The sequence below is a fragment of the Curtobacterium sp. NPDC086286 genome (genome assembly GCF_044746255.1).
Classification (GTDB): Bacteria; Actinomycetota; Actinomycetes; order Actinomycetales; family Microbacteriaceae; genus Curtobacterium.
In genome coordinates, this window is record NZ_JBIVBW010000001.1 from 311799 (window position 1) to 333524 (window position 21726).

Below are 21726 nucleotides of genomic sequence, written 5' to 3' on the forward strand. Positions count from 1 at the left end.
TCACCGCGCCAGCGGGAGCCAGACGCGCATCGGCGCGGCTCCGCGGTTCGCCCAGGCGTAGTACGGGACCGCGGTGGCGGTGACGTCCTGGAGGCGCGTGGCGGCCGCCGTGGACCCGGCCACGTCATCGACGCTGGTCGCCGCACCTGCGTGATCCGTTCCTCCTGGACCGTCCAGTCGACGGTACGGCCACGCTGCCTGCGCGTGCTCGGCCGGGGCGTGTCCGGCGACGCGCAGCGTGACGACGCCGTCGAGGAGCCCGTCCTGGCGCTCCTCGGTGATCGGCGCGTCGGCGTCGACCGTCAGGTCGTCGACCGTGAAGCCCTGCTGGTCCGCCTGCTCGACCGCGTACACGAGCGGTCCGCGCTCGATGGCGACCTGCCCGCGTGCGGCGTCGATCCGGGCGTCGGCGACGTACCGGTGCGGCGTCGTGTCGAAGACGAGCTCGACGGTGTCGCCGGCCGCCCACTCGCGGTCGATGACGTGCAGCGTGCCCGCGGTGGGGCTGGCCGTGCCGTCCGGACCCTGCACCGTCGTGGTGTCCGACCAGGACGGGATCCGCAGGCCGAGGGCGAGCGGGCCGTCCTCGGTGACGGTGACGACCACGCGGCCGTCGTGCGGGTACCCGGTCTCGACGTCGACCGGGCCGAGCGAGGCCGTGGCGTATTGGTGCAGCTGGAGGCCGCCGTCGGTCGCGGTGGCGAGGTAGCCGTCGAGGCTCGCGAACGTCCGCATGATGTTCGGCGGGCAGCAGGCGCAGTCGAACCAGCCGCGGCGGCCGTGCGCGGGGGAGCGGTTCTCGTCCTGGTGCGCGTGGTCACGCTGCTGCAGCGGGTTGACGTAGAAGTACTCGGTGCCGGCGAGGCTCACGCCCGCGAGGAACGCGTTGTACAGCAGGCGCTCGATCGCGTCGGCGTACACGGGCTTCCCGGTCGCGAGGAGCAGGCGCCAGGCCCACTGGATCCCGCCGATGGCCGCGCAGGTCTCGGCGTACCCGCGGTCGGTCGGGAGCTCGTACGGGTCGCCGAACGCCTCCCAGTCCCAGCGCGCGCCGAGGCCGCCGGTGATGAACGCCTTCGTGGCCATCATGTCCGCGAACTGCGTCTCGCTCGCGGTCAGGAGCTCGGTGTCGCCGGTCTCGATCGCGACGTCCACGGCGCCGGCTGCGAGGTACACGGCGCGGACCGCGTGGCCCTCGACGGTCGTCGCCTGCCGGCTCGGGACCCGGTCGGAGAAGTACGTCGGCTCGCCGCCGGCGCGCTCGATGATGCCGGTGCCCCGGGCGTCGACGAACCAGTGCGCGAGGTCGAGGTACTCGCGGTTGCCGGTCTCGCGGTAGAGCTCCACGAGGCCCATCTCGACCACCGGGTGGCCGTCGACGTCGCGGACCTTGCCGGAGCCGTCCCCGAACGTGCGGACGAGGTGGTCGGCGTTCTTGATCGCGACGTCGAGCAGCCCGGTGTCGCCCGTCGCCCGGTGCTGCGCCACGGCTGCCTGGTACAGGTGCCCGGCGCAGTACATCTCGTGGCTCCACTTGAGGTCCGTGTACCGCTCGCCCTTCCCGCGGATCTGCTGCACGGAGTCGAGGTAGCCGTCGTCGGCCTGCGCCTGGGCGTACAGGGCGGTGACCTCGCGCTGGAGTTCCAGCAGGTCCTCGGCGGGGGCTCGGCCGTACTCCCACGCCACGGCCTCGAGCCACTTCGTGACGTCGGAGTCCATGAAGATCGGGCCGGTCGCGTCGCCCTCCTCGAGGCCGGCGGCGATGCGGAGGTTCCGGAAGTTCCCGGCCGCCTCGAGCAGGGCGTACCCGCCGCGGACCGCGTCGCGGCCGTTCCGCTCCTGTCGGAGGGCCCAGAAGCCGCCGGTGATCCGGGCGTCACCCGTGGGCAGCGGACGGAGCGTCAGGTGCGCGTCCGCGGTCGGGAGGACCGGGGTCGCGGTGTGCGCGCGGCTGTCGGTCGCGAGCGTGGTGGTCATGTCGCCTCCTTGCGATGTGACTCAGGCCGGGTCCGGTTCCGTGCTGGTTCCGGAAAACGGTTTCTGCGGAGGACGTTACGACACGACCTGGAGGCGCGCAAGGGCGTCTTCTCACATCGTGCGTATAGTCATGGTCAGTTTCCCGCATCCGGAAAGGGGTTTGCCGTGACACTGGAGCGCGCTGGGCGGACCGTCCGGATCACCGACGTCGCGGCGCTCGCCGGCGTGTCGATCGGCACCGCCTCGAAGGCCCTGAACGGCACCGGGCAGCTCCGGGAGTCGACGCGCGCCCGGGTGAAGGACGCCGCCGAGAAGCTCGGGTTCGTCGGCGACGCCCGGGCCCGCGCGCTCTCCTCGGGGCGGACCTACACGGTGGGCATGATCACGACGGACTCGTTCGGCCGGTTCTCGATCCCGGTGCTCCTCGGCGCTGAGGACGCCCTCTCCGCCGGGCAGATGGCCGTGCTGCTGTGCGACACCCGCGACGACCACGTCCGCGAGGCCCACTACCTCCGCTCGCTCGCCGCCCGCGGGGTCGACGGCATCATCGTGACCGGCCGTTCCGCCGACGCCCGGCCGCCGATCGACGTGCCGATCCCGGTCGTGTACGCGTTCACGCCCTCGACCGACCCGGACGACGTGTCGGTCACGCTCGACGACGCCGCCGGGTCGGCGGCCGTCGCCGCGCACGTGCTGTCGACCGGGCGTCGGCGGGTGGCGATCGTGACGGGGCCCGAGCGGCACCGGTCGGCGGTCCGGCGTGTGTCCGGCGCCACCGAGGTGCTCGGCGCGAGCCTCGTGGCCGAACCGCTGTACGGCGAGTGGTCGGAGCGGTGGGGGCGGCAGGCGGTGGACGTGCTGGCGCGGGGCGTGGGGCTCGCGTCGGCAGGGACCGGGGCCGGGGCAGCGTCCGGGTCGGGTGCGCTCGGCGTGGACGCGATCGTCTGCGGCAGCGACCAGATCGCGCGGGGCGTGTGCGACCGGCTGCGGGAGCTCGGGCTGTCCGTGCCGGACGACGTCGCGGTCGCCGGGTTCGACGACTGGGACGTGATGGCGCTCGCGAGCCGGCCGCCGCTGACGACGGTGGACCTGCGCCTCGAGGAGCTCGGGCGCGTGGCTGGTCGGGCGCTGCTCGACCTCATCGACGGGGGCGCTGCGGCGTCCGCGACCGTGACCCCGTCCCTGGTCGTCCGCGAGAGCACCGTCGGCGCGTAGGGCCCCGCGCGGCGCGCCAGCCGGCGGGTGGGCGGGCCGAGGTTGCACGACTCGCCGTGGTCCGCTCGGTCAGGTCGCACGTCCTGCCGTTCGGGGCGGCGGCGGGCGGCAGTTCGTGCGACCTCGCCGAACGCGGGCCGGCGCCCGGGTCCGCGTGCTGAGGTCGCACGACTCGCCGTGGTCGAGCTGTCCAGGTCGCACGAAGTGCCGGGCGGGGCGGCGGCGAGCGGCGGTTCGTGCGACCTGGGCGGGCGCGGGCGTGGCGGCGTTGCGGGAGTGAGCGCTCACGTGCCAGGATGTGAGCGCTCACGGAGGACGACGAGGTTCTGGAGGAACGCATGGGCGACGACCGCAGGCAGCAGGTCGTGGACGGCCGCACCACGCTCGGGATCGAGCTCGGCTCCACCCGCATCAAGGCGTGCCTCGTGAACGAGGACCTCGTCCCCATCGCCGCGGGCGCCCACGAGTGGGAGAACGAGTTCGTCGACGGGCGCTGGACGTACTCGCTCGAGGCCGTCGAGACCGGACTCCGCGCGGCCTACGCCGCCCTCGTGGCCGACGTCGAGGCTCAGTACGGCGTCACCCCGACGACCTTCCGCGCCGCCGGCGTGAGCGCGATGATGCACGGCTACCTCGCGTTCGACGCCGCGGGCGAGCTGCTCGTGCCGTTCCGCACCTGGCGCAACACCTCGACCGGCCCCGCCGCCGAACGACTCAGCGATGCCCTCGGGTTCAACATCCCGCTGCGCTGGTCCATCGCGCACCTGTACCAGGCCGTCCTCGACGACGAGCCGCACGTCGCCGACCTCGCGAGCGTCACGACCCTCGCCGGGTACGTGCACCGACGGCTCACGGGGCGGGACGTGCTCGGCGTCGGCGATGCGAGCGGTGTCTTCCCGATCGACAGCACCCCGGCGGACAGCGGTCCGGGCGACCCCGGCACGCGCGACTACGACGACGCGATGCTCCGGACGGCCGAGGACCTGATCGGGGTCGGGGACCTCCGGGCGCTCCTGCCCGAGGTGCTCGTCGCCGGGGACGACGCGGGAGCCCTCACCCCCGAGGGAGCCGCATGGCTCGACCCGTCCGGCACCCTGCTCCCTGGTGTTCCCCTCTGCCCGCCCGAGGGCGACGCCGGCACGGGCATGGTCGCGACGAACGCCGTCGCGCCGCGCACGGGCAACGTCAGCGTCGGCACGAGCATCTTCGCGATGGTCGTGCTGGAGCACCCGCTCTCGACCCCGCACGAGGAGCTCGACGTCGTCACCACGCCCTCCGGGGACGCAGTCGCGATGGTGCACTGCAACAACGGTGCGAGCGAGATCGCGAGCTGGGCGCGCGTGTTCGGCCGGTTCGCCGAGGCCGCGAGCGAGCGCACCGGCAGCGCGGCACCGGACATCGACACCGTCTACGCGACACTGTTGGCCGAAGCCGAGCACGCGGATCCCGACGCCGGCGGCCTGCTCTCCTTCAACTACCTCGCCGGGGAGCCCGTCACGCACGTCGAGGACGGCCGGCCCCTGCTGCTCCGGACCCCGGACGCACGCTTCACGCTCGGCAACCTCGTGCGCTCCGAGGTGCACGGTGCCTTCGCCACCCTCGCGATCGGCATGGACGTCCTGCACGGCGAGGAGGTCCAGGTCGACCGGATGACTGCCCACGGCGGGCTCTTCCGGACGCCCGGCGCACCGCAACGCCTGCTCGCAGCCGCCCTCCGCGTGCCCGTCGCGCTCGAGGAGACCGCGGGCGAGGGCGGTGCGTGGGGGATCGCGGTGCTCGCCGCCTACCTCGAGCACACCGACCAGCACCTGGCGGACTTCCTCGCCGAGACGGTGTTCGGGGGTGATGCCGTGCACGTGGCCGAGCCCGAGCCGGCCGACGTCGACGGGTTCCAGACGTACCTCGGGCGCTACCGGCGGGCACTGCCCGTCCAGGACGTCGCCGCCGCCGCGACCCGCCCCGAAGCGACCCCCGCAAGCACCGACACCAGCGCCAGCGCGACCACCCCCGGAGCCGAGCCGACGACGGCAGGCGAGCCGCGCCTCCAGGCCGAGAAGGAGCCGACCCGATGACCACCGACACCCAGCAGGCCGTCGCCGCCACCCGCGAACGCGTCGCCCGCCTGCACGGCGAACTCGTCCGCTACGGCCTCGTGATCTGGACCGGTGGCAACGTCTCCGAGCGGGTGCCGGGCACGGACCTCTTCGTCATCAAGCCGAGCGGCGTGTCCAGCGACGACCTGACCCCCGGGAACCAGGTCGTCTGCACGCTCGACGGGGTGCCGGCCGACGGCTGGGACAACAGCCACGGGCCGAGCTCCGACACCGCCGCGCACGCCTACGTCTACCGGAACATGCCGGAGGTCGGCGGCGTCGTGCACACCCACTCGACGTACGCGACGGCGTGGGCGGCACGGGCGGAGCCCATCCCGTGCGTCATCACCGCGATGGCGGACGAGTTCGGCGGACCGATCCCGGTCGGGCCGTTCGCGATCATCGGCGACGACTCGATCGGACACGGCATCGTCGAGACCCTCGCCGGCCACCGCTCGCGTGCGGTGCTCATGCAGAACCACGGCGTCTTCACGATCGGCCGCGACGCGAAGGACGCCGTGAAGGCCGCCGTGATGTGCGAGGACGTCGCCCGGACCGTGCACATCGCGAAGCAGGGCGGGGACGTCGTCCCGATCGCCGAAGCAGACATCGACCGACTCTTCGATCGCTACCAGAACGTCTACGGACAGACCCCCGAAGGAGCACTCCAGTGACCCACGAGACAGCGACGCACGTCGTCGACCCCGCCGAGACGTTGGCGGGCTACGAGGTCTGGTTCCTCACCGGCTCCCAGGGGCTGTACGGCGAGGAGACCCTGCGCCAGGTGGAGTCGCAGAGCAAGCACGTGCACGAGACGCTGGCACCGCACGTGCCGGTGAAGCTCGTCTGGAAGCCCGTGCTGAAGGACGCCGACGGCATCCGGCGCGCCCTCATCGAGGCCAGCGCGGACGACAAGGTCATCGGTGTGACGACGTGGATGCACACGTTCAGCCCCGCGAAGATGTGGATCGGCGGCCTGCAGGCGCTCACGAAGCCGCTGCTGCACCTGCACACGCAGGCGAACGTCACGCTGCCGTGGGCGGACATCGACTTCGACTTCATGAACCTCAACCAGGCGGCGCACGGTGACCGGGAGTTCGGGTACGCCCTGGCGCGCCTCGGCGTCCGGCACGCCACCGCCGTCGGGCACGTCTCGGACCCCCGCGTCCAGCAGCGGGTCGCGAACTGGACCCGCGCCGCCGCCGGTGCCGCGGCCGTCCGGGAGCTCAAGCTCACCCGGTTCGGCGACAACATGCGGTACGTCGCAGTCACCGAGGGCGACAAGACCGAGGCGGAGATCGAGCTCGGCGTGCAGGTGAACACCTGGGCCGTCAACGAGCTGGCCGAGGCGGTCGCCTCGGCGGAAGCCGACACGGCAGCGGTCGATGCGCTCGTCGCGACCTACCAGCAGGACTACGACGTCGACCCGTCGCTCCGTGACGGTGGTGACCGCCACCAGTCCCTCCGCGACGGCGCCGCGATCGAGATCGGCCTCCGCGCCCTGCTCGCGCAGAACGGGTCCGCCGCCTTCACCACGAACTTCGAGGACCTCGGCACGCTCAAGCAGCTGCCCGGCCTCGCCGTGCAGCGCCTGATGGCCGACGGGTACGGCTTCGGTGCCGAGGGCGACTGGAAGACCGCCGTCCTCGTCCGTGCGATGAACGTCGCCGGCGCCGGCCTCCCCGGTGGCGCGTCGCTCATGGAGGACTACACGTACGACCTCACGCCGGGTGCCGAGAAGATCCTCGGCGCGCACATGCTCGAGGTCTCGCCGACCCTCACCACCACGAAGCCGACGCTCGAGATCCACCCGCTCGGCATCGGCGGCAAGGACGACCCGGTGCGCCTGGTCTTCACGGCCGACGCCGGCGAGGCCGTCGTGGTCGCGCTCTCCGACACCCGCGACGGCTTCCGCCTCACGGCGAACGTCGTGGACGTCGTCCCGCCGACCGCCGCGTTGCCGAAGCTGCCCGTCGGTCGCGCCGTCTGGGAGCCGCGCCCGTCGTTCCCCGTCGCCGCCGAAGCCTGGCTCACCGCCGGCGCCGCCCACCACACCGTCATGACGACGGCCGTCGGACTGCAGGTGGTCGAGGACTTCGCGACCATGGTCGGCACGGAGTTCCTCGTCATCGACGAGCACACCACCGAGCGCGGGTTCCGCGACGAGCTGCGCCTCCAGCAGACGTGGCACCGTCTCGACCGGGGGTTCTAGGCTCGTGACCGTGAGCGCGACGACGCGGACGAACTGGGCGGGCAACGTCACCTACCGGGCGTCCGGCCTGGCGCGCCCGACGTCGGTCGACGAGCTGCAGCAGCTCGTCGCGTCGACGCCGCGCCTGACGGCGCTCGGGTCTCGGCACTCGTTCAACACGATCGCCGACACGGACGCGCTCCAGGTGTCGCTGGCGGACCTGCCGCCGGTGCTCGACATCGACGAGGACCGGCGGGTCGTGCGCGTCGCCGCCGGCATGATCCACAGCCAGGTGGCCGCGGGCCTGGAGGCGCGGGGCTGGGCACTCGCGAACCTCGCCTCCCTGCCGCACATCTCCACCGCCGGAGCGGTCGCCACCGGCACGCACGGCTCCGGCGTGCGCAACCCGTCGCTCGCGCAGGCGGTCGTCGGCCTCGAGGTCGTCCGCGCTTCCGGAGACCTGGCGTTCGTCGATGCGTCGACACCGGACGGTTCCCTCGACGCGCACCGGGTGGCGCTCGGCGCGCTCGGTGTCGTCACCGCGGTCGAGCTCGCGATCGAGCCCACCTTCCAGGTCGCCACGACCGTGCACCTCGATCTGCCGTGGGACGCCGTCGCGGAGCACTTCGACGAGGTCGTGTCGGACGCGTACTCGGTGTCGCTGTTCACCTCGTTCGACGACCGCGGGGCCCGGCAGGTCTGGGTCAAGCACCGCGTGGGCGAACCGGCCCCGGCCGTCGACCTCGTCGCGCTCGGCGCTCGCCCCGCCGACGGTCCGGTGCACCCGGGGGAGAACGACCCCGCCGGCGTCACCGAGCAGGGCGGCGTGCCGGGGCCCTGGTCCGAGCGACTCCCGCACTTCCGGTCCTCGTTCACGCCGTCGACCGGGGCGGAGATCCAGGCGGAGTACCTGCTGCCGGCCGGTTCCGCGGTCGACGCTCTGCAGGCACTCCGACCCCTGGAGTCGCTGTTCGCGCCGATCCTCATCGCGGCCGAGGTCCGGACGATCGCCGCCGACACCGCGTGGCTCGCGCCGTCCTCGGAGCGGCAGTCGGTCGGCATCCACTTCACGTTCCGGCGGGACGCGAGCGCGGTGGCAGCCGCGGTGGAGCGGATCGAGGACGTCCTCGCGCCGTTCGACGCCCGCCCGCACTGGGGGAAGGTGTCGGCGGCGAGTGCCGAGCGGCTGCACGAGGTGTACCCGCGGCTGTCCGACTTCGCCGCGCTCGCCCGTGACCTCGACCCGACCGGACGGTTCCGGAACGCGTTCCTCGCGCGCATCCTGACCTGACCGGGGTCGGCGCTCCCAGGGGCTTCGGATGACATCTCCGGCCGATCCACCGGGGCGTTCCTGAGCGCTCACATGTGCGATCACAAAGGTTGGGGCATGGCGAACCTCAACCGCATCATCGGCATGGCCGGCAAGGTCATCGACAAGCAGCTCCAGAAGCGCGGGCAGGCGGGACCCGCGGCCGGCGCCGGGCAGCAGCAGGGCGGGACGGACTGGCGCGACATCGTCCGGAGCGCGGCGGACAAGCTGACCGGGGACGACCGGAACCAGCAGGCGCAGCACGGGCAGCAGCAGCCGTACGGGCAGCAGCAGCAGCCGTACGGCCAGGCGCCGGGCCAGCAGCAGCACGGGTCGGCCGACTCCGACCAGGTCGCGATCGCCAAGTACGACTACCTGCTGCGAACCGCCCCGCCGGAGCAGCTCGAGCAGGTCCACCACGACGCCTTCGCCCGGCTCACCCCCGCGCAGCGCCAGCAGATCCGCAACCGCCTGAACTCCGAGCTGCCGCCGCACGAGCACCTCCGCGACGACTCCGCCGGTGGGATGGCCCGCGCGATGACCCGTGGCGAGGTCGCTCGGCCCGGACTCGTCCGACGCGTCCTGGGCGGCGGCGGATCGGCGGGGCGCGGCCGCGGTGGAGCGTTCGCCGGCGGGGCAGCGGTCGGCGCCGGTGCGATGGCGCTCGGTGGTCTGGGCGCAGCGGTCGCCGGTGGCGCGGTGCTCAGCGCGGCCGCGGGGCCGGTGCTGGCCGAGGCCGCGAACCTCGGCGTCGACTTCGAGGGCATGGCCGCCGGGATCGGCGACCTCGGACTCGGGGACCTCGGCGGTGGTGTCGAGGGACTCGCGGGCGAGGGCGAGCAGCTGCTCGGTGGGCTCGGTGAGCAGGCGTCGAACCTCGGCAACGACTTCCTCGGCGGGCTGTTCGACCGCTGACCCGGTGCCGCCGGTCAGGTCCGGGTCAGGGCATCTCCCACGGCACTCCGGTAGTAGAGCACGGCCCGCCCGTACCGCGACCGGTTCAGCAGGCCGCCCCGCTCCATCACGCGCAGGTGCTGGTTGACCGCCGAGGTCGACACCCCGAACCGCAGCGCGAGGTCGGTCGACGACGCCGGTTCCCCGAGCGCGTCGAGCAGCGCCGCGCGGGTCGCCCCCAGGAGGTCCCGGACGGAACCCGCGTCCGGGTGGTCCGACGTCGACCACATCGCACCCTGTCCGCGGGCGGGGTACATCACGGTCGGCGGCAGCTCGTCGTCGATCGGGAGCGAGGCGCGGACGACGAACATCGACGGCACGAGGGTCAGTCCCTCACCGTCGATCGGTCGATCGCGGGCGACCGAGCTCGTCAGCCGCACGTCGAGGTGCGTGCCGTCGTGCGTGACCGCTTCCGACAGCCCACCGAGGACCGTGCCGATCCCTTCGTGCGACGCGATCCGCGCCCGGTGGCTGACGTCCGCCTGCAGCACCGCACGCATCCGTGCCCAGTGCGGTGCGAAGCAGAGCTCCCACGCGGTCGAGAGCGCGTGCTGGAGCCGCTCGACGACGCTCTCGTACCGGCCGGTGAACACCCGCGGGACCGTACCGTGCACGCGTTCCAGGTCGGCGAGCATCCGCGCGCGGGGGAGCCGACCGAGCGCCCGGAGCTCCTCGTCGATCGACGTCAGCGGCGATGCGGGTCGCGGGTTGACGAAGTCGGCCACCCACCGGCGCTCGTCCACGAGTCCGAGCAGGACCTCGTCGTCGAGCAGGGGACGGACGGCGGCGATCCGGTCGAGCCAGGGCTGCTGCAGCGGGTACCGCTCGGGCGCCCGGAACGCCCGGAGCCCGAGACCGAGCTCGGAGAGGGGCGAGATGCCGAAGCGGATCGCCGAGACGTCGCTCGGCTCAAGTCGGTACCGGATCATGAAGCTCCACGCTACATCCGTTGTCCCGGCCGCCGCGTCGGTGCGAGAACTGGGACATGCACGGCACCACCGCACCACGCGTCCCGCTCAGCACGCTCGTCCGGGACGACCGGGCCCTCCGACGGCTGCTCGTCGTCACGTTCGTGGACACGCTCGGCCGCGGTGCGTTCTTCACGCTGACGACGCTGTACCTCACCACCATCGTCGGGATCGCCCCGGTCGTCGTCGGGCTCGGACTGACGATCGCGGGAGCCGTCGGCGTCGCGAGCTCCCTGGTGTTCGGGCACCTCGCGGACCGGTTCAGCTCGCGCCGGATGCTCGCCTGGCTGCACGTCGTGCAGGGACTCGCGCTCGTCGGGTACGTGCTCGTCCACGACCTCCCGACGCTCGTCCTGACGGCGTCCGTGGTGACGCTGGCACAGCAGGGCGGCAGCTCGGTCCGCTCGGCCGCGGTCGGTCGGGCGTTCCCGGGGGAGGAGCGGGTCCGGGTCCGGGCGACGATGCGGACCGTCACGAACGTCGGCATCGGGCTCGGCACGGCGGTCGCGGCGATCCCGCTGGCCGTCGGCACGGGCGAGGCGTACCGGGTGACGATGGTCGCCGCGGGCGTCCTCTTCCTGGCGTCGGCCGTCCTCGTGCTCGGCCTGCCCGCCGCGCGGGTCGACGCCGCGCCCGCCGAGCGCACCGACACGGGCACCGTCGTCGTGCGGAACCCCGAGGGCCGCAGCCCCTACCGTGACGTGCAGTTCCTGATGATCACCGTCCTCACCGGGGTCTTCGGCATCCAGTTCGGGTTGTTCGAGGTCGCGGTGCCGCTGTGGGTCGTGCAGCACACCGTGGCACCGGACGTCCTCGTGTCCCCCCTGCTCCTCGTGAACACGCTCGCGGTCGTGCTCCTGCAGGTCCGGATGAGTCGCGGGACGGACACGGTCGGAGGCGCTGCGCGGGTGATGCGGTACGCGGGGTGGCTGATGGCGCTCGCGTGCGGGCTGTGGGCAGCGGCCGGGTGGGTGCGCGGCGATGACTGGGTGCCGATCGCGTTCGCCGCCGGGATCCTCGTCGTCGCGGCAATCGCGCACTCGCTCGCCGAGATCACCTCGAGCGCCGCGGGTTGGGCGCTGAGCTTCGAGCTGGCGCCGGCCGACCGGGTCGGGGCGTACCAGGGCGTGTACGGCACCGGGTTCGCGATCGGCGCGATGGTCGCCCCGACGGTGGTCACCGTCACCGCCATCGACCTCGGCACCCCGGGGTGGGCGGTCCTCGCGGTCGTGTTCCTCAGCGCGGCGCTCGGCACCGCACACGTCGCCCGACGGGCCGCGACACCCGTCGTCCGGGCGCATCGGGAATAGACCGGGGCCACACGGCGATTGGACCGTTACGCCGTGCGACGTCGGCCGTGCCCGGGATTCGGACACGGTCCGATCGCGGTGTCAGGATGGACGACGCCCCGACAGCCCGACGCCCCGACACACGGAGCCTGCACCGGCTCCGGAGCACGGCGACACGTCACGGCCACCCCACGGCTGCGCACCACCACTTCCCCACGAGGAGCACCACCGTCATGAGACGCCCGAACCGCCTGACCATCACCGCTGCGGTCGCCGCAGCTGCAGCCCTGGTCCTCACCGGCTGCTCGGGCGGGGGTGCCTCGGACGACGCCTCGGGCGGAACCTCCAAGGGCGGCACGCTCAACATCCTGACGACGGCCACCGCGGTGCACCTCGACCCGGCGACCAGCCAGAACCTCAACATCACGACGCTCGGCCTCGTGCTCCGTCGTCTCACCGCGTGGGACGTCGAGCCCGGCAAGACGGCCAAGGTCGTCCCGGACCTCGCGACGAACACCGGCGACTCGAGCGACGGCGGCAAGACCTGGACCTACCACCTCAAGAAGGGGCTGAAGTTCCAGGACGGCACCGAGATCACCACGAAGGACATCAAGTGGGGCATCGAGCGCTCGTTCGCGCCGACGCTCACCGGTGGCCTGAGCTACCACAAGTCGCTCCTCGTCGGCGGTGACAGCTACAAGGGTCCGTTCGACGGCAAGACCCTCGACAGCATCGAGACCCCGGACGACTCGACGATCGTCTTCAAGCTCAACGCGGCGTACGGCGACTGGCCGTGGATCGTGTCGATGCCCGCGTTCGCCCCGGTCCCCGAGGGCGACGGCACCGACACCGGTGCGTACGACGCCAAGCCCGTCGCCTCCGGCCCCTACGAGGTGCAGTCGAACACGCAGGGCTCGCAGATCACCCTCGTGCGGAACGAGGAGTGGAGCGCGAAGACCGACGACGTCCGCACCGCCGGCCCGTCGAAGGTCGTGTTCAAGGAGAGCCAGGACCCGTCGACCGTCACCCAGACGCTCATCGCCGACAACGGTGACGCGAAGGACTCGTTCGGCGCGACGTACCTCGGTGCTGCCGAGCTGAACCAGGTCCGCTCGAACCCGGCCGCCCAGGACCGCCTCGCCACCTCGAAGGCCGGCCCGATCAACTACCTCGCGATCAACACCCAGAAGGGCTCACTCAAGGAGCTCAAGGTCCGGCAGGCGCTGCAGTACGCCGTCGACAAGAAGTCGTACCGGATCGCCGCCGGTGGTGCCCTCGCCGGTTCCTACGCGACGACGCTCATCACGCCCGGCATCGCGGGGCGCCAGCAGTACGACCTGTACGAGCCCGGCGCCACCGGTGACGTGGCCAAGGCGAAGAAGCTCCTGCAGGAAGCCGGCGTCTCGGACCTCAAGCTGACCCTGGTCACGCAGAACGACTCGGCGAACCTGGCTGAGGCGCAGGCGATCCAGGCCGGCCTCAAGCGCGCGGGCATCACCGTGACGCTCAAGCCGCTCGACATCGACTCGTTCTACACGGCGACGACGGACGGCGACGACTTCGACCTCGCGATGTTCAGCTGGCAGCCGGACTTCCCGAGCGCGAACGCCAACATCCAGCCGCTGTACGACTCGTCGCAGATCGGTGGGGGCGGCTACAACGTCTCGAAGTACAGCAACCCCGAGGTCGACGCCCTGATCAAGCAGGCGACGGGCACCATCGACCAGCAGGACGCGCAGAAGCTCTGGGCCGAGGCGGACAAGAAGATCATGGCCGACGCCCCGATCGTCCCGCTCACCTACGCGAAGCAGTCCTTCCTCGCCGGTTCGAACGTGCAGAACTTCCAGATCGCGGACTTCCCGGCGTACCCGAACTACCTCAAGGTCTCGCTCGCCAAGTGAGTGCACCGCTGCTCGAGGTCGAGGGGCTCCGCGTCGCGTTCGGCGACGCGGAGCCCGTCGTCCGTGACGTCTCCTTCACCCTGACGCCCGGCCGCGTGCTCGCCCTCGTCGGCGAGTCCGGCTCGGGCAAGTCCGTCAGCGCGATGAGCGTGCTCGGCCTGCTCCCGCCGGAGGCCCGCGTCACCGGCAGCATCCGCTTCCGCGGCACCGAGCTCGTCGGGGCGTCGGACGACGAGCTCCGAGCGGTCCGCGGGGCCGGCATCGGCGTCGTGTTCCAGGAGCCGATGAACTCCTTCACCCCCGTGCTCTCGATCGGCACCCAGATCGCCGAGGCGATCACGGCCCACCCGACGGACCTCGACCGACGCGGTGTGTCCGCGCGGGCCGACGAGCTCCTCCGCGCGGCCGGGCTCCCAGACCCGCAGCGGATCCGGAAGGCCTACCCGCACGAGCTCTCCGGCGGCCAGCTCCAGCGCGCGATGATCGCGATGGCCCTCGCCGGTGACCCGGTCGCCCTCATCGCGGACGAGCCGACCACCGCGCTCGACGTCACGGTGCAGGCGGGCATCCTCGACCTGCTCCGCACGCTGGGTCGCGAGCGCGACCTCGCCGTGCTGCTCATCACGCACGACATGGGCGTGGTGGCGGACGTCGCCGACGAGGTGCTCGTGATGCGGCGCGGCGACCCGGTCGAGCACGGGACCGTCGCCGAGGTGTTCGCGCACCCGGACGCCGAGTACACGCGGGCACTCCTCGCGGCGGTACCGGCCCTGGAGGCGCGACCCACCTCCGCACCGCACGCTGCGGACGGTGAGACGGTCGCGTCCACCGCGCCGGCCGACGAGACGGAGACGAGCCGCGCCTCCCGGCCCCTCGTCGCGCAGCTGCGCGACGTCGCCGTGCGCTACGCGCGCCGCGGTGACCCGACCGTCTCCGGCATCGACCTGACGCTCCGCGCGGGCGAGACGCTCGGACTCGTGGGGGAGTCGGGGTCCGGGAAGTCCACCATCGGGCGTGCGCTCGCCGGTCTCGTGCCGGTCGTCGCGGGGTCCGTCGAGGTGGACGGCAGCGACCTCCGCACCGCTCGTGGTGCACGCCTGCGCGAGCTCCGCAGCCGGGTGGGCATCGTCTTCCAGGACCCCGCGTCCTCGCTCAACCCGCGACAGACCATCGGGTGGAGCATCGCCGAGCCGCTCCTCGTGCACGGCACGGCCTCGGCGGCGGACCGTGCCGAACGGGTCCGCGAGCTGCTCGTGGCGGTCCAGCTCGACCCGTCGTGGGCCGAGCGCTTCCCGCACCAGCTCTCCGGCGGGCAGCGGCAGCGCGTGGCGGTCGCCCGGGCCCTCGCGCTCCGGCCCGCGCTCGTGATCGCCGACGAACCGACCTCGGCGCTGGACGTCACCGTGCAGGCTGCCGTGCTCGACCTCCTCGCGGCGCTGCAGCAGGACTTCGGCTTCGGCATGCTCCTCATCAGCCACGACCTCGCCGTGGTGCGGCAGCTCGCCGACGAGGTGGTCGTCCTGCACGACGGCCGCGTGGTCGAGCGCGGCACGACCGACGCCGTGCTCGACGATCCGCAGCAGGACTACACGCGCATGCTCCTCGCGGCAGCGCCCGTCGCCGACCCGGCGCGACAGGCCGCCCGCCGCGAGGCCTGGCGCGCGTGGGAAGGGGTGGCCTCGTGACCGCCAACGTCGTCGACCGTCCGGTCGCGGCATCCGCGAACCGGAGCACCGGCTTCCGCGCCGTCGTCCGCCGCGTGCGTCAGGACCGCTGGGCGGTCGCGTCCGCGGTCGTCATCGTGGTGTTCGTCGTCGTCGCGCTCGCGGCGCCGCTCATCGCCGCCGTCACCGGCCAGGACCCGTACGGGTACCACATCGACGCGCTCAACTCGTTCGGCGCCCCGCGCGGGGTCGGCGGCGGGATCAGCGGCGAGCACTGGTTCGGGGTCGAGCCCCTGACCGGGCGCGACCTGTTCGCGATCGTCACCTACGGTGCCCGCACCTCGCTCGGCATCGGGATCGCCGCGACGATCGTCTCGATCGTCATCGGCGTGCTCGTCGGCGTGACGACCGGGTTCTTCGGCGGCTGGTACGACCGCGTCCTCTCCCGCGTCGTCGACGTCATCTTCGGCTTCCCGTCGCTCGTCTTCATGATCGCCCTGACCGCGATCGTCCCGACGTCGTTCCCGAAGCCCGTGCTCGTCGTCCTCGTCATCGGGTTCTTCGGGTGGCCCTCGGTCGCCCGTGTCGTGCGCGGGCAGACGCTGTCGCTCGTCACCCGGAACTACGTCGTCGCCTCCACCGCGATGGGCGCCGGGCGTTGGCACGTCATACGGACACAGCTGCTGCCGAACCTCGCCGCGACGATCACCGTCTACGCGACGATCTCGATCCCGTCGATGATCGGCGCCGAGGCCGCGCTGTCGTTCCTCGCCGTCGGCGTCACCCCGCCGACGCCGTCGTGGGGCCGCAGCATCGGCGACGCGATCGGTTGGGTGCAGACCGACCCGATGTACCTCGTGTTCCCGGGCCTTGCGCTGTTCCTCATCACCCTGGCGTTCAACGTGCTCGGCGACGCCCTGCGCGACGCCCTCGACCCGCGGAGGAGCAACCGGTGACCACCTTCCGCTTCATCGCGATCCGCGTGCTCGGCGCAGCAGTCGTCCTGCTCGTCGTGGCCGCGATCACCTACGCCCTGTTCATGCTGCTGCCGACGAACCCGGCGCGCGCGATCTGCGACAAGCCCTGCACGCCCGACCGGCTGCGCGAGGTGCAGGCGTTCCTCGGGACGGACAAGCCGTGGATCGCCCAGTTCGGGGCCTACCTCGCGGGCATCTTCACCGGGCGGACGTTCGGGTCCGGCGCCTCCGTCATCCACTGCGCGGCGCCCTGCTTCGGGTACTCGTTCCAGCTCCACGACAGCGTCACGAACCTCATCCTCACGCGCCTGCCCGTCACGGCGTCGATCGCCGTCGGGGCAGCCGTGCTCTGGCTCGTCGCCGGGGTGGCCGGTGGCGCGCTGTCGGCCCTGCGCCGAGGCACGTACGTCGACCGCACGGTCATGACGATCGCCGTCGCCGGGGTGTCCGCGCCGTCGTACCTCGTCGGGCTGCTGGCGATCCTGCTGTTCGGGTTCGTGCTCGGCGTCCTGCCCACCAGCGGCTACGTCGCGTTCGGGGACGATCCCGTCGGGTGGTTCACGCACCTCGTCCTGCCGTGGTGCGTGCTCGCCTTCATCAGTGCGGCGATCTACGCCCGGCTGACCCGGGGTGAGATGCTCGAGTCGATGTCGCAGGACTTCGTCCGGACCGCCCGCGCGAAGGGCCTCCGCGAACGCCAGGTCGTCGTGCGCCACGGGCTGCGGACGGCGATCCTTCCCGTGGTGACGCTGTTCGGGCTCGACCTCGGGTCGCTGCTCGGCGGTGCCGTCATCACCGAGAAGGTGTTCTCGATGCAGGGGCTCGGCGCGCTGCTCATCGACGCGGTGCACACGCTCGACCTGCAGGTCGTCGTGGGGTTCACGCTGTTCTCAGCGCTGCTGATCGTCACGGCGAACGTCATCGTCGACGTCGTGTACGCGTTCGTCGACCCGCGGGTGCGCCGCCGGGCCTAGCGCTCCGCGTCGTCTCCGGCGCGCAGCAGCGTCGGCACGAACAGGCCGATCGCGAGCGCCAGGAGCGCGGCCGTCCCGGCGATCGCCAGCCACACGCCGCCGACCGGGCCGGAGCCACCGAGGAGGGCGACGACCACGAACGCGACCGCCTGGCTTCCGACCTGCACGGCGACGAACCGCAGTGCCGACGGCAGGAGTGCGCGGAGCTGCACCCTGGCGGTGCGCGGCGTCCAGGCCCAGAGCAGGCTCGTGGCGAGGACGAGGTGCGTCGTCAGGAGGAGGACCGGGAGGTCCGTCCCGCCGATCCCGGCCAGGGCGAGCTGTCCCACGAGCAGCGCCGCGAACGGGCCGCGGGGCAGGACCGCTGCCGCCGCCGCGAGGACGACCGCGACGACGAGCCAGCCGCTCGCCCCGATCACGACGACCGACCCGACGACACCCGCGACCAGGCCGAGCGCACCGATCGTCCACGCCGGGACCGCCGGACCGATCGACGGTGCTCCGCTGCGCTCCGCGCGCGACCCGGCGGTCATCCGGTCCGCCGAGCGCGGCTGAGCAGACGGAGTTGCACGGCAGGGGCGTCCTCGTCACCGGTGCGCCAGTGGATCAGCTCGACGCCGGTTGCCGTCATCTCCGAGAGCCGGTCGGATCGTTCGAGGGCGATGAGCCGGGACGCAGCGCGTTCGTGACGGGTCGCTCGCCGGACGTCGGGCGACGGGAGCACGTCGACGGCCACGACCCGGTGGCCGGTCGCGGCCCAGGTCACCGCCATCGTCGATGCCTGGTCGTCGAGGAACGTCGACAGCACCACCACGAGGGACGCCGCCGGCACGAGCGGCATGCGTGCCGTGGTCGTCGCGTCCTGGTGCGGCGTCGCCGCGGCGATGGTCGTCCGGAGCCGCTCGAGGTGCCGGATCCCGCCGCCGGGTTCGACGGACCGTGCGGTGCCGGCGAGGTCTCGGAAGCCGACCCGGTCTCCGGCGCTGATGTACGCGGTGGCGAGGGAGACGGCGGCTTCGCGTGCGAGGTCGAGCGACGTCGCCTGCTGTCTGCCGTGCCGGGCGCCGCTCCACTCCGTGACGTCGGCGCCGAGGTCGTCCCGGCTGTCGAGGACGAGCACGACGAGGGCGTCCGCCGTGGCGAAGGTCCGGCGCACGTAGAGCTCTCCCGGGCGCTCGGCTCGCCGTGCGGTGCGCCGCCAGTCGATCCGCCGGAGCCGGTCGCCCGGGGCGAAGAGCGCGACGTCGCGGAACTCGCCGCCGTCACCGGGGCGGGCGGAGTCGTGCGGACCGGTGATGCCCGTCACCCGGCTCGGCATCGGCAGGTGCTGCACGCGCAGGTGCGGTGGCGGGACGACCGCGGATCGCACCGGGCCCGCCGCCGGCACGGAGACGGCGGTGCCGCCCCGGCCGAGGAGCGACAGGTGCGTCCGCAGGATCTCCTGGGGGCCGGAGTGCGTGACCGGGACGGTACCGGTGAGCCGCCTCGCGCGGCGAGGGTCGACCACGACGACGTGCCGTCGGTCGCCGGCGACACGGAACTCGACGGCGACGGCCTCCGCGGCGGACGGCAGGGCGACCTCCGTCCGGAACGCCACGCCCTCACCGGAGTCGGACGGCGCGAGCGTGGTCGTGGTGCGGACGGGCGTCGTGTCGAGTCGGGGGCGGACGCCGAAGGCGGCGGTCACGAGCGCCGGCAGCGCCACCACCGCGAGCTCGGGACGTCCGGTGAGGAGAGCGAGCCCTGCGAGCAGCACGCCGACGGCGAGCCCCGAGACCAGCGCCGGGTTCCGGACCCAGAGCGGCGCGGTCCCTGACCCGGAGGCGGGTCGGACCGACGGCTCGTCGGGAACGCTCACCGTGCCTCCAGGCCGGACACTGGCCGCCCTCCGGACGCTCCCGACCCGACCACCGGCGGCCCCGGCACCTGCGCGACGATGCCCCGCACGATCGCCGCGGGGTCCACCCCGTTCGCCCACGCCTGCGGCGTCAGCGAGATCCGGTGCGCGAGCACCGCGACGGCCGCGGTCTTGACGTCCTCCGGGGTGACGAAGTCGCGCCCGTCCATGACGGCTCGCGCACGGCCGACGAGCATGAGCGCCTGTGCGCCGCGCGGCGACGACCCGACCTGCACGTCGCGGTGGGTGCGCGTCGCGGCCGCGAGGTCGACGCAGTACAACGCGATGTCCTCGTCGACGTGCACCCCCTCGACCGTCGCCTGCATGCGCAGCACGTCGGTCGCGTCGACCACGGCGGAGACCGTCGCGACCTCCTGCCGTCGGCCGATCCGGTTGAGGAGCACCTGCTGTTCCCCCTCGCGCGTCGGGTACCCGACCGAGAGGCGCACCATGAAGCGGTCGAGCTGGGCCTCCGGGAGGGCGTACGTGCCCTCGTACTCGATCGGGTTCGACGTCGCGATGACGTGGAACGGCCGGGGGAGCGGGAAGCCCTCGCCCTCGACCGTGACCTGTCCCTCGGCCATCGCCTCGAGGAGCGCCGACTGGGTCTTCGGCGACGTCCGGTTGATCTCGTCGGCGAGGAACATCCCGGTGAAGACGGGGCCCGGGCGGAAGACGAAGTCCGCGGTCGCCGGGGCGTAGACGAACGATCCGGTGATGTCGGCGGGCAGGAGGTCCGGGGTGCACTGCAGACGGCGGAAGTCGAGACCACACGCGGCCGCGAGGCTCCGCGCCGCGAGCGTCTTGCCGAGGCCGGGGACGTCCTCGAACAGGACGTGGCCGCCCGCGAGGATGCTCGCGAACGCCAGCTCGAGCGGCTCCCGCATCCCGACGACGACCGCGCTGACCGTGTCGAGGACGTCGCGGGCGCGCGCGGCGACGTCGGCGATGGGCAGGGACGGTGCGCTCGGCGTCTGGGGGTCGGTCACGGGTGCCTCTCGATCGTGGTGTGGTCGGTGGTGCGCTGCTCGGCGGCACGCCCGGTGCCGTGTTGCTCGGTCGCGGGTCCCAGCGTCTCGAGCGCGGTGAGGACGTTCCCGAACGCGACGAGGTCGATCTCGGACCGCCGCTCGCGCACGAGGACGGCGACCACGCCCGACGGCAGGACGGCATCGATCGCCGTCTGGTCGCGCGGGTCGTCGAGGTCGAGTCGGTGGCGCGTCCACAGGCGGTGTCGGGCCACCGCACGCGCTCGGGCGAGCGTCCGCTCCGGCACGCCGCCACGGGCGCGCAGCGCCCACGCCGTCTCGGACAGGTCGCGTCGGGCACCGGGTTCGGACCGGACGGGAGGCACGGGCCAGGTCAACGGGACGTCCTCACGGACCGCGCTCCACGTCAGACCCACCGCGGCCACGACGCCGCCCACGGCGAGCGACTGCACCACGCCGACGCCGAAGAACCACGTGATCGCCGCAGCCACGACGGCGAGCACGAGCACCCCAGCGGTGCGGCGGCGTGTCACGGGCGGCCCGTCGCCGTGTCGGCGTCCGCCGGGGTGGTGGCCGGCGTGTCCGCCCGGGTGTCGGCCGGTGCCTCGGCCCACTGCCCGTCGAGCGTTCGCAGCGCGGCACGGACGTCGGCGACGTCGGCATCGGTCGCCGGGGTCCCGCCGAAACGCACCGCGAGGTAACAGCGACGAAGGGTGCCGAGGGCGGTCTCGTCGACGTCGAGCCGTCGCAGGATCCGCGTCGTGAACTCGGTCGGCGTCTCCGCGGCCTCCCGACGGAACCCGGCGTCCTCTGCCGACTCCTGCAGGCCGAGCCACGCCGCGGTGACGGCGTCGGACGGGTCGCGGGGTCCGGACAGCACCTCGAGGGCACGACCGATCCCGCGACGCAGGTGCTGGCGCCCGACCTCCGTCGAGGGATCGGCCGGCACCTCGACCGCGAGGCCGGCCACCTCGATCGCACCCGGGCGAGTACGACGGCGTCGCTTCCTCACGAGGTGCAGGACCACGAGCACGAGGAGGGCAGTGCCGATCACCCCCAGGACGACGAGGACCCACGATGCGTCGACGTGCTGGGCGGCCGGCGCTCCGAGCGTCTGCGGCTCGTCGGTGGTGGGCGGCGAGGCGGTCGGCTCGACGACCGGTGCGCGGGCCGGGGCGACCGCGGGGGACCAGCGGGCGCCGGTCAGGACGGGGCGCGCTCCGAGTCCGGCGGCGATGACGACCAGCGCGCCGAGGGTGAAGGCAGCGACGGGGACGAACGGGAAGCCGCCGCGGTGCGGACCGTCGTCGTTCGCCATGCCGTCACGC

General features: G+C 73.0%; 18 protein-coding genes. 11 read left to right on the forward strand and 7 right to left on the reverse strand.

Translation table 11 applies throughout. From position 1 onward, the window contains the following. The gene (locus ACIPKM_RS01545; RefSeq protein ID WP_402736013.1) at nucleotides 1-1977 is read right to left on the reverse strand and encodes a glycoside hydrolase family 127 protein; all 1977 of its coding nucleotides are present in this window, start codon (nucleotides 1975-1977) and stop codon (nucleotides 1-3) included. A 165-nt stretch (nucleotides 1978-2142) separates the two neighbouring features. On the opposite strand from ACIPKM_RS01545, the gene ACIPKM_RS01550 reads away from it, so the two are divergent. From ACIPKM_RS01550 to ACIPKM_RS01575, 6 genes are all read left to right on the forward strand, one after another. Further along, nucleotides 2143-3192 carry a LacI family DNA-binding transcriptional regulator gene (locus ACIPKM_RS01550; protein WP_070418201.1) on the forward strand — a complete coding sequence of 350 codons (1050 nt, stop codon included), beginning with the start codon at nucleotides 2143-2145 and terminating at the stop codon, nucleotides 3190-3192. A gap of 338 nt (nucleotides 3193-3530) precedes the next feature. After that, the gene (locus tag ACIPKM_RS01555; protein ID WP_402736014.1) at nucleotides 3531-5264 is read left to right on the forward strand and encodes a xylulokinase; all 1734 of its coding nucleotides are present in this window, start codon (nucleotides 3531-3533) and stop codon (nucleotides 5262-5264) included. Continuing rightward, complete coding sequence (locus ACIPKM_RS01560; protein WP_402716503.1) at nucleotides 5261-5959, forward strand: L-ribulose-5-phosphate 4-epimerase; 699 nt, start codon at nucleotides 5261-5263, stop codon at nucleotides 5957-5959. Before ACIPKM_RS01555 ends, ACIPKM_RS01560 begins: the two co-directional genes overlap by 4 nt. Then, entirely contained in the window at nucleotides 5956-7497 is a 1542-nt protein-coding gene (araA, locus tag ACIPKM_RS01565) for an L-arabinose isomerase (protein ID WP_402736015.1), read from the forward strand. The genes ACIPKM_RS01560 and araA overlap by 4 nt, the downstream gene beginning before the upstream one ends. Before the next feature lie 10 nt (nucleotides 7498-7507). Further along, nucleotides 7508-8767: a D-arabinono-1,4-lactone oxidase gene (locus ACIPKM_RS01570; RefSeq protein ID WP_402736016.1), complete on the forward strand. Its 1260-nt coding sequence runs from the start codon at nucleotides 7508-7510 to the stop codon at nucleotides 8765-8767. A gap of 96 nt (nucleotides 8768-8863) precedes the next feature. Next, nucleotides 8864-9700 carry a cation-transporting ATPase gene (locus ACIPKM_RS01575; protein ID WP_402736017.1) on the forward strand — a complete coding sequence of 279 codons (837 nt, stop codon included), beginning with the start codon at nucleotides 8864-8866 and terminating at the stop codon, nucleotides 9698-9700. Nucleotides 9701-9714: 14 nt separating this feature from the next. On the opposite strand, the gene ACIPKM_RS01580 is transcribed toward ACIPKM_RS01575, so the two are convergent. Then, entirely contained in the window at nucleotides 9715-10668 is a 954-nt protein-coding gene (locus ACIPKM_RS01580; protein ID WP_402736018.1) for a DUF5937 family protein, read from the reverse strand. Between the two features lie 56 nt (nucleotides 10669-10724). Here ACIPKM_RS01580 and ACIPKM_RS01585 point away from each other — a divergent pair, with 56 nt between their 5' ends. From ACIPKM_RS01585 to ACIPKM_RS01605, 5 genes are all read left to right on the forward strand, one after another. Next, complete coding sequence (locus ACIPKM_RS01585) at nucleotides 10725-12017, forward strand: MFS transporter (RefSeq protein WP_402736019.1); 1293 nt, start codon at nucleotides 10725-10727, stop codon at nucleotides 12015-12017. A gap of 212 nt (nucleotides 12018-12229) precedes the next feature. Next, on the forward strand, nucleotides 12230-13897 hold the full coding sequence (locus tag ACIPKM_RS01590; protein WP_070418206.1) for an ABC transporter substrate-binding protein: 1668 nt from the start codon (nucleotides 12230-12232) through the stop codon (nucleotides 13895-13897). Then, nucleotides 13894-15582 (forward strand): dipeptide ABC transporter ATP-binding protein, encoded by a 1689-nt coding sequence (locus ACIPKM_RS01595; protein WP_402736020.1) that lies wholly within the window; start codon nucleotides 13894-13896, stop codon nucleotides 15580-15582. The genes ACIPKM_RS01590 and ACIPKM_RS01595 overlap by 4 nt, the downstream gene beginning before the upstream one ends. Continuing rightward, entirely contained in the window at nucleotides 15579-16517 is a 939-nt protein-coding gene (locus tag ACIPKM_RS01600; protein ID WP_229086871.1) for an ABC transporter permease, read from the forward strand. The genes ACIPKM_RS01595 and ACIPKM_RS01600 overlap by 4 nt, the downstream gene beginning before the upstream one ends. Next, nucleotides 16514-17512 carry an ABC transporter permease gene (locus tag ACIPKM_RS01605; protein ID WP_071295586.1) on the forward strand — a complete coding sequence of 333 codons (999 nt, stop codon included), beginning with the start codon at nucleotides 16514-16516 and terminating at the stop codon, nucleotides 17510-17512. Before ACIPKM_RS01600 ends, ACIPKM_RS01605 begins: the two co-directional genes overlap by 4 nt. Here the strand turns inward: ACIPKM_RS01605 and ACIPKM_RS01610 are convergent. Genes ACIPKM_RS01610 through ACIPKM_RS01630 form a run of 5 tightly spaced genes read right to left on the reverse strand, consistent with a single transcriptional unit; the run spans nucleotide 17509 to nucleotide 21716 of the window. Then, the gene (locus ACIPKM_RS01610; RefSeq protein ID WP_309780183.1) at nucleotides 17509-18045 is read right to left on the reverse strand and encodes a hypothetical protein; all 537 of its coding nucleotides are present in this window, start codon (nucleotides 18043-18045) and stop codon (nucleotides 17509-17511) included. The genes ACIPKM_RS01605 and ACIPKM_RS01610 overlap by 4 nt on opposite strands. Beyond that, the gene (locus tag ACIPKM_RS01615) at nucleotides 18042-19370 is read right to left on the reverse strand and encodes a DUF58 domain-containing protein (protein ID WP_402736021.1); all 1329 of its coding nucleotides are present in this window, start codon (nucleotides 19368-19370) and stop codon (nucleotides 18042-18044) included. Before ACIPKM_RS01615 ends, ACIPKM_RS01610 begins: the two co-directional genes overlap by 4 nt. Next, nucleotides 19367-20398: an AAA family ATPase gene (locus tag ACIPKM_RS01620; protein WP_402736022.1), complete on the reverse strand. Its 1032-nt coding sequence runs from the start codon at nucleotides 20396-20398 to the stop codon at nucleotides 19367-19369. The genes ACIPKM_RS01615 and ACIPKM_RS01620 overlap by 4 nt, the downstream gene beginning before the upstream one ends. After that, on the reverse strand, nucleotides 20395-20931 hold the full coding sequence (locus ACIPKM_RS01625) for a hypothetical protein (RefSeq protein WP_402736023.1): 537 nt from the start codon (nucleotides 20929-20931) through the stop codon (nucleotides 20395-20397). Before ACIPKM_RS01625 ends, ACIPKM_RS01620 begins: the two co-directional genes overlap by 4 nt. Beyond that, nucleotides 20928-21716 (reverse strand): DUF4129 domain-containing protein, encoded by a 789-nt coding sequence (locus ACIPKM_RS01630; RefSeq protein ID WP_402736024.1) that lies wholly within the window; start codon nucleotides 21714-21716, stop codon nucleotides 20928-20930. The genes ACIPKM_RS01625 and ACIPKM_RS01630 overlap by 4 nt, the downstream gene beginning before the upstream one ends. Between the last annotated feature and the right edge of the window lie 10 nt (nucleotides 21717-21726).

Bases quoted from the DNA above. Each gene is read 5' to 3' on its own strand.
- ACIPKM_RS01610 (WP_309780183.1), bottom strand. From the start codon at position 18,045: ATGACCGCCGGGTCGCGCGCGGAGCGCAGCGGAGCACCGTCGATCGGT.
- ACIPKM_RS01580 (WP_402736018.1), bottom strand. From the start codon at position 10,668: ATGATCCGGTACCGACTTGAGCCGAGCGACGTCTCGGCGATCCGCTTC.
- ACIPKM_RS01545 (WP_402736013.1), bottom strand. From the start codon at position 1,977: ATGACCACCACGCTCGCGACCGACAGCCGCGCGCACACCGCGACCCCG.
- ACIPKM_RS01575 (WP_402736017.1), top strand. From the start codon at position 8,864: ATGGCGAACCTCAACCGCATCATCGGCATGGCCGGCAAGGTCATCGAC.
- ACIPKM_RS01630 (WP_402736024.1), bottom strand. From the start codon at position 21,716: ATGGCGAACGACGACGGTCCGCACCGCGGCGGCTTCCCGTTCGTCCCC.
- ACIPKM_RS01560 (WP_402716503.1), top strand. From the start codon at position 5,261: ATGACCACCGACACCCAGCAGGCCGTCGCCGCCACCCGCGAACGCGTC.
- ACIPKM_RS01555 (WP_402736014.1), top strand. From the start codon at position 3,531: ATGGGCGACGACCGCAGGCAGCAGGTCGTGGACGGCCGCACCACGCTC.
- ACIPKM_RS01585 (WP_402736019.1), top strand. From the start codon at position 10,725: ATGCACGGCACCACCGCACCACGCGTCCCGCTCAGCACGCTCGTCCGG.
- ACIPKM_RS01590 (WP_070418206.1), top strand. From the start codon at position 12,230: ATGAGACGCCCGAACCGCCTGACCATCACCGCTGCGGTCGCCGCAGCT.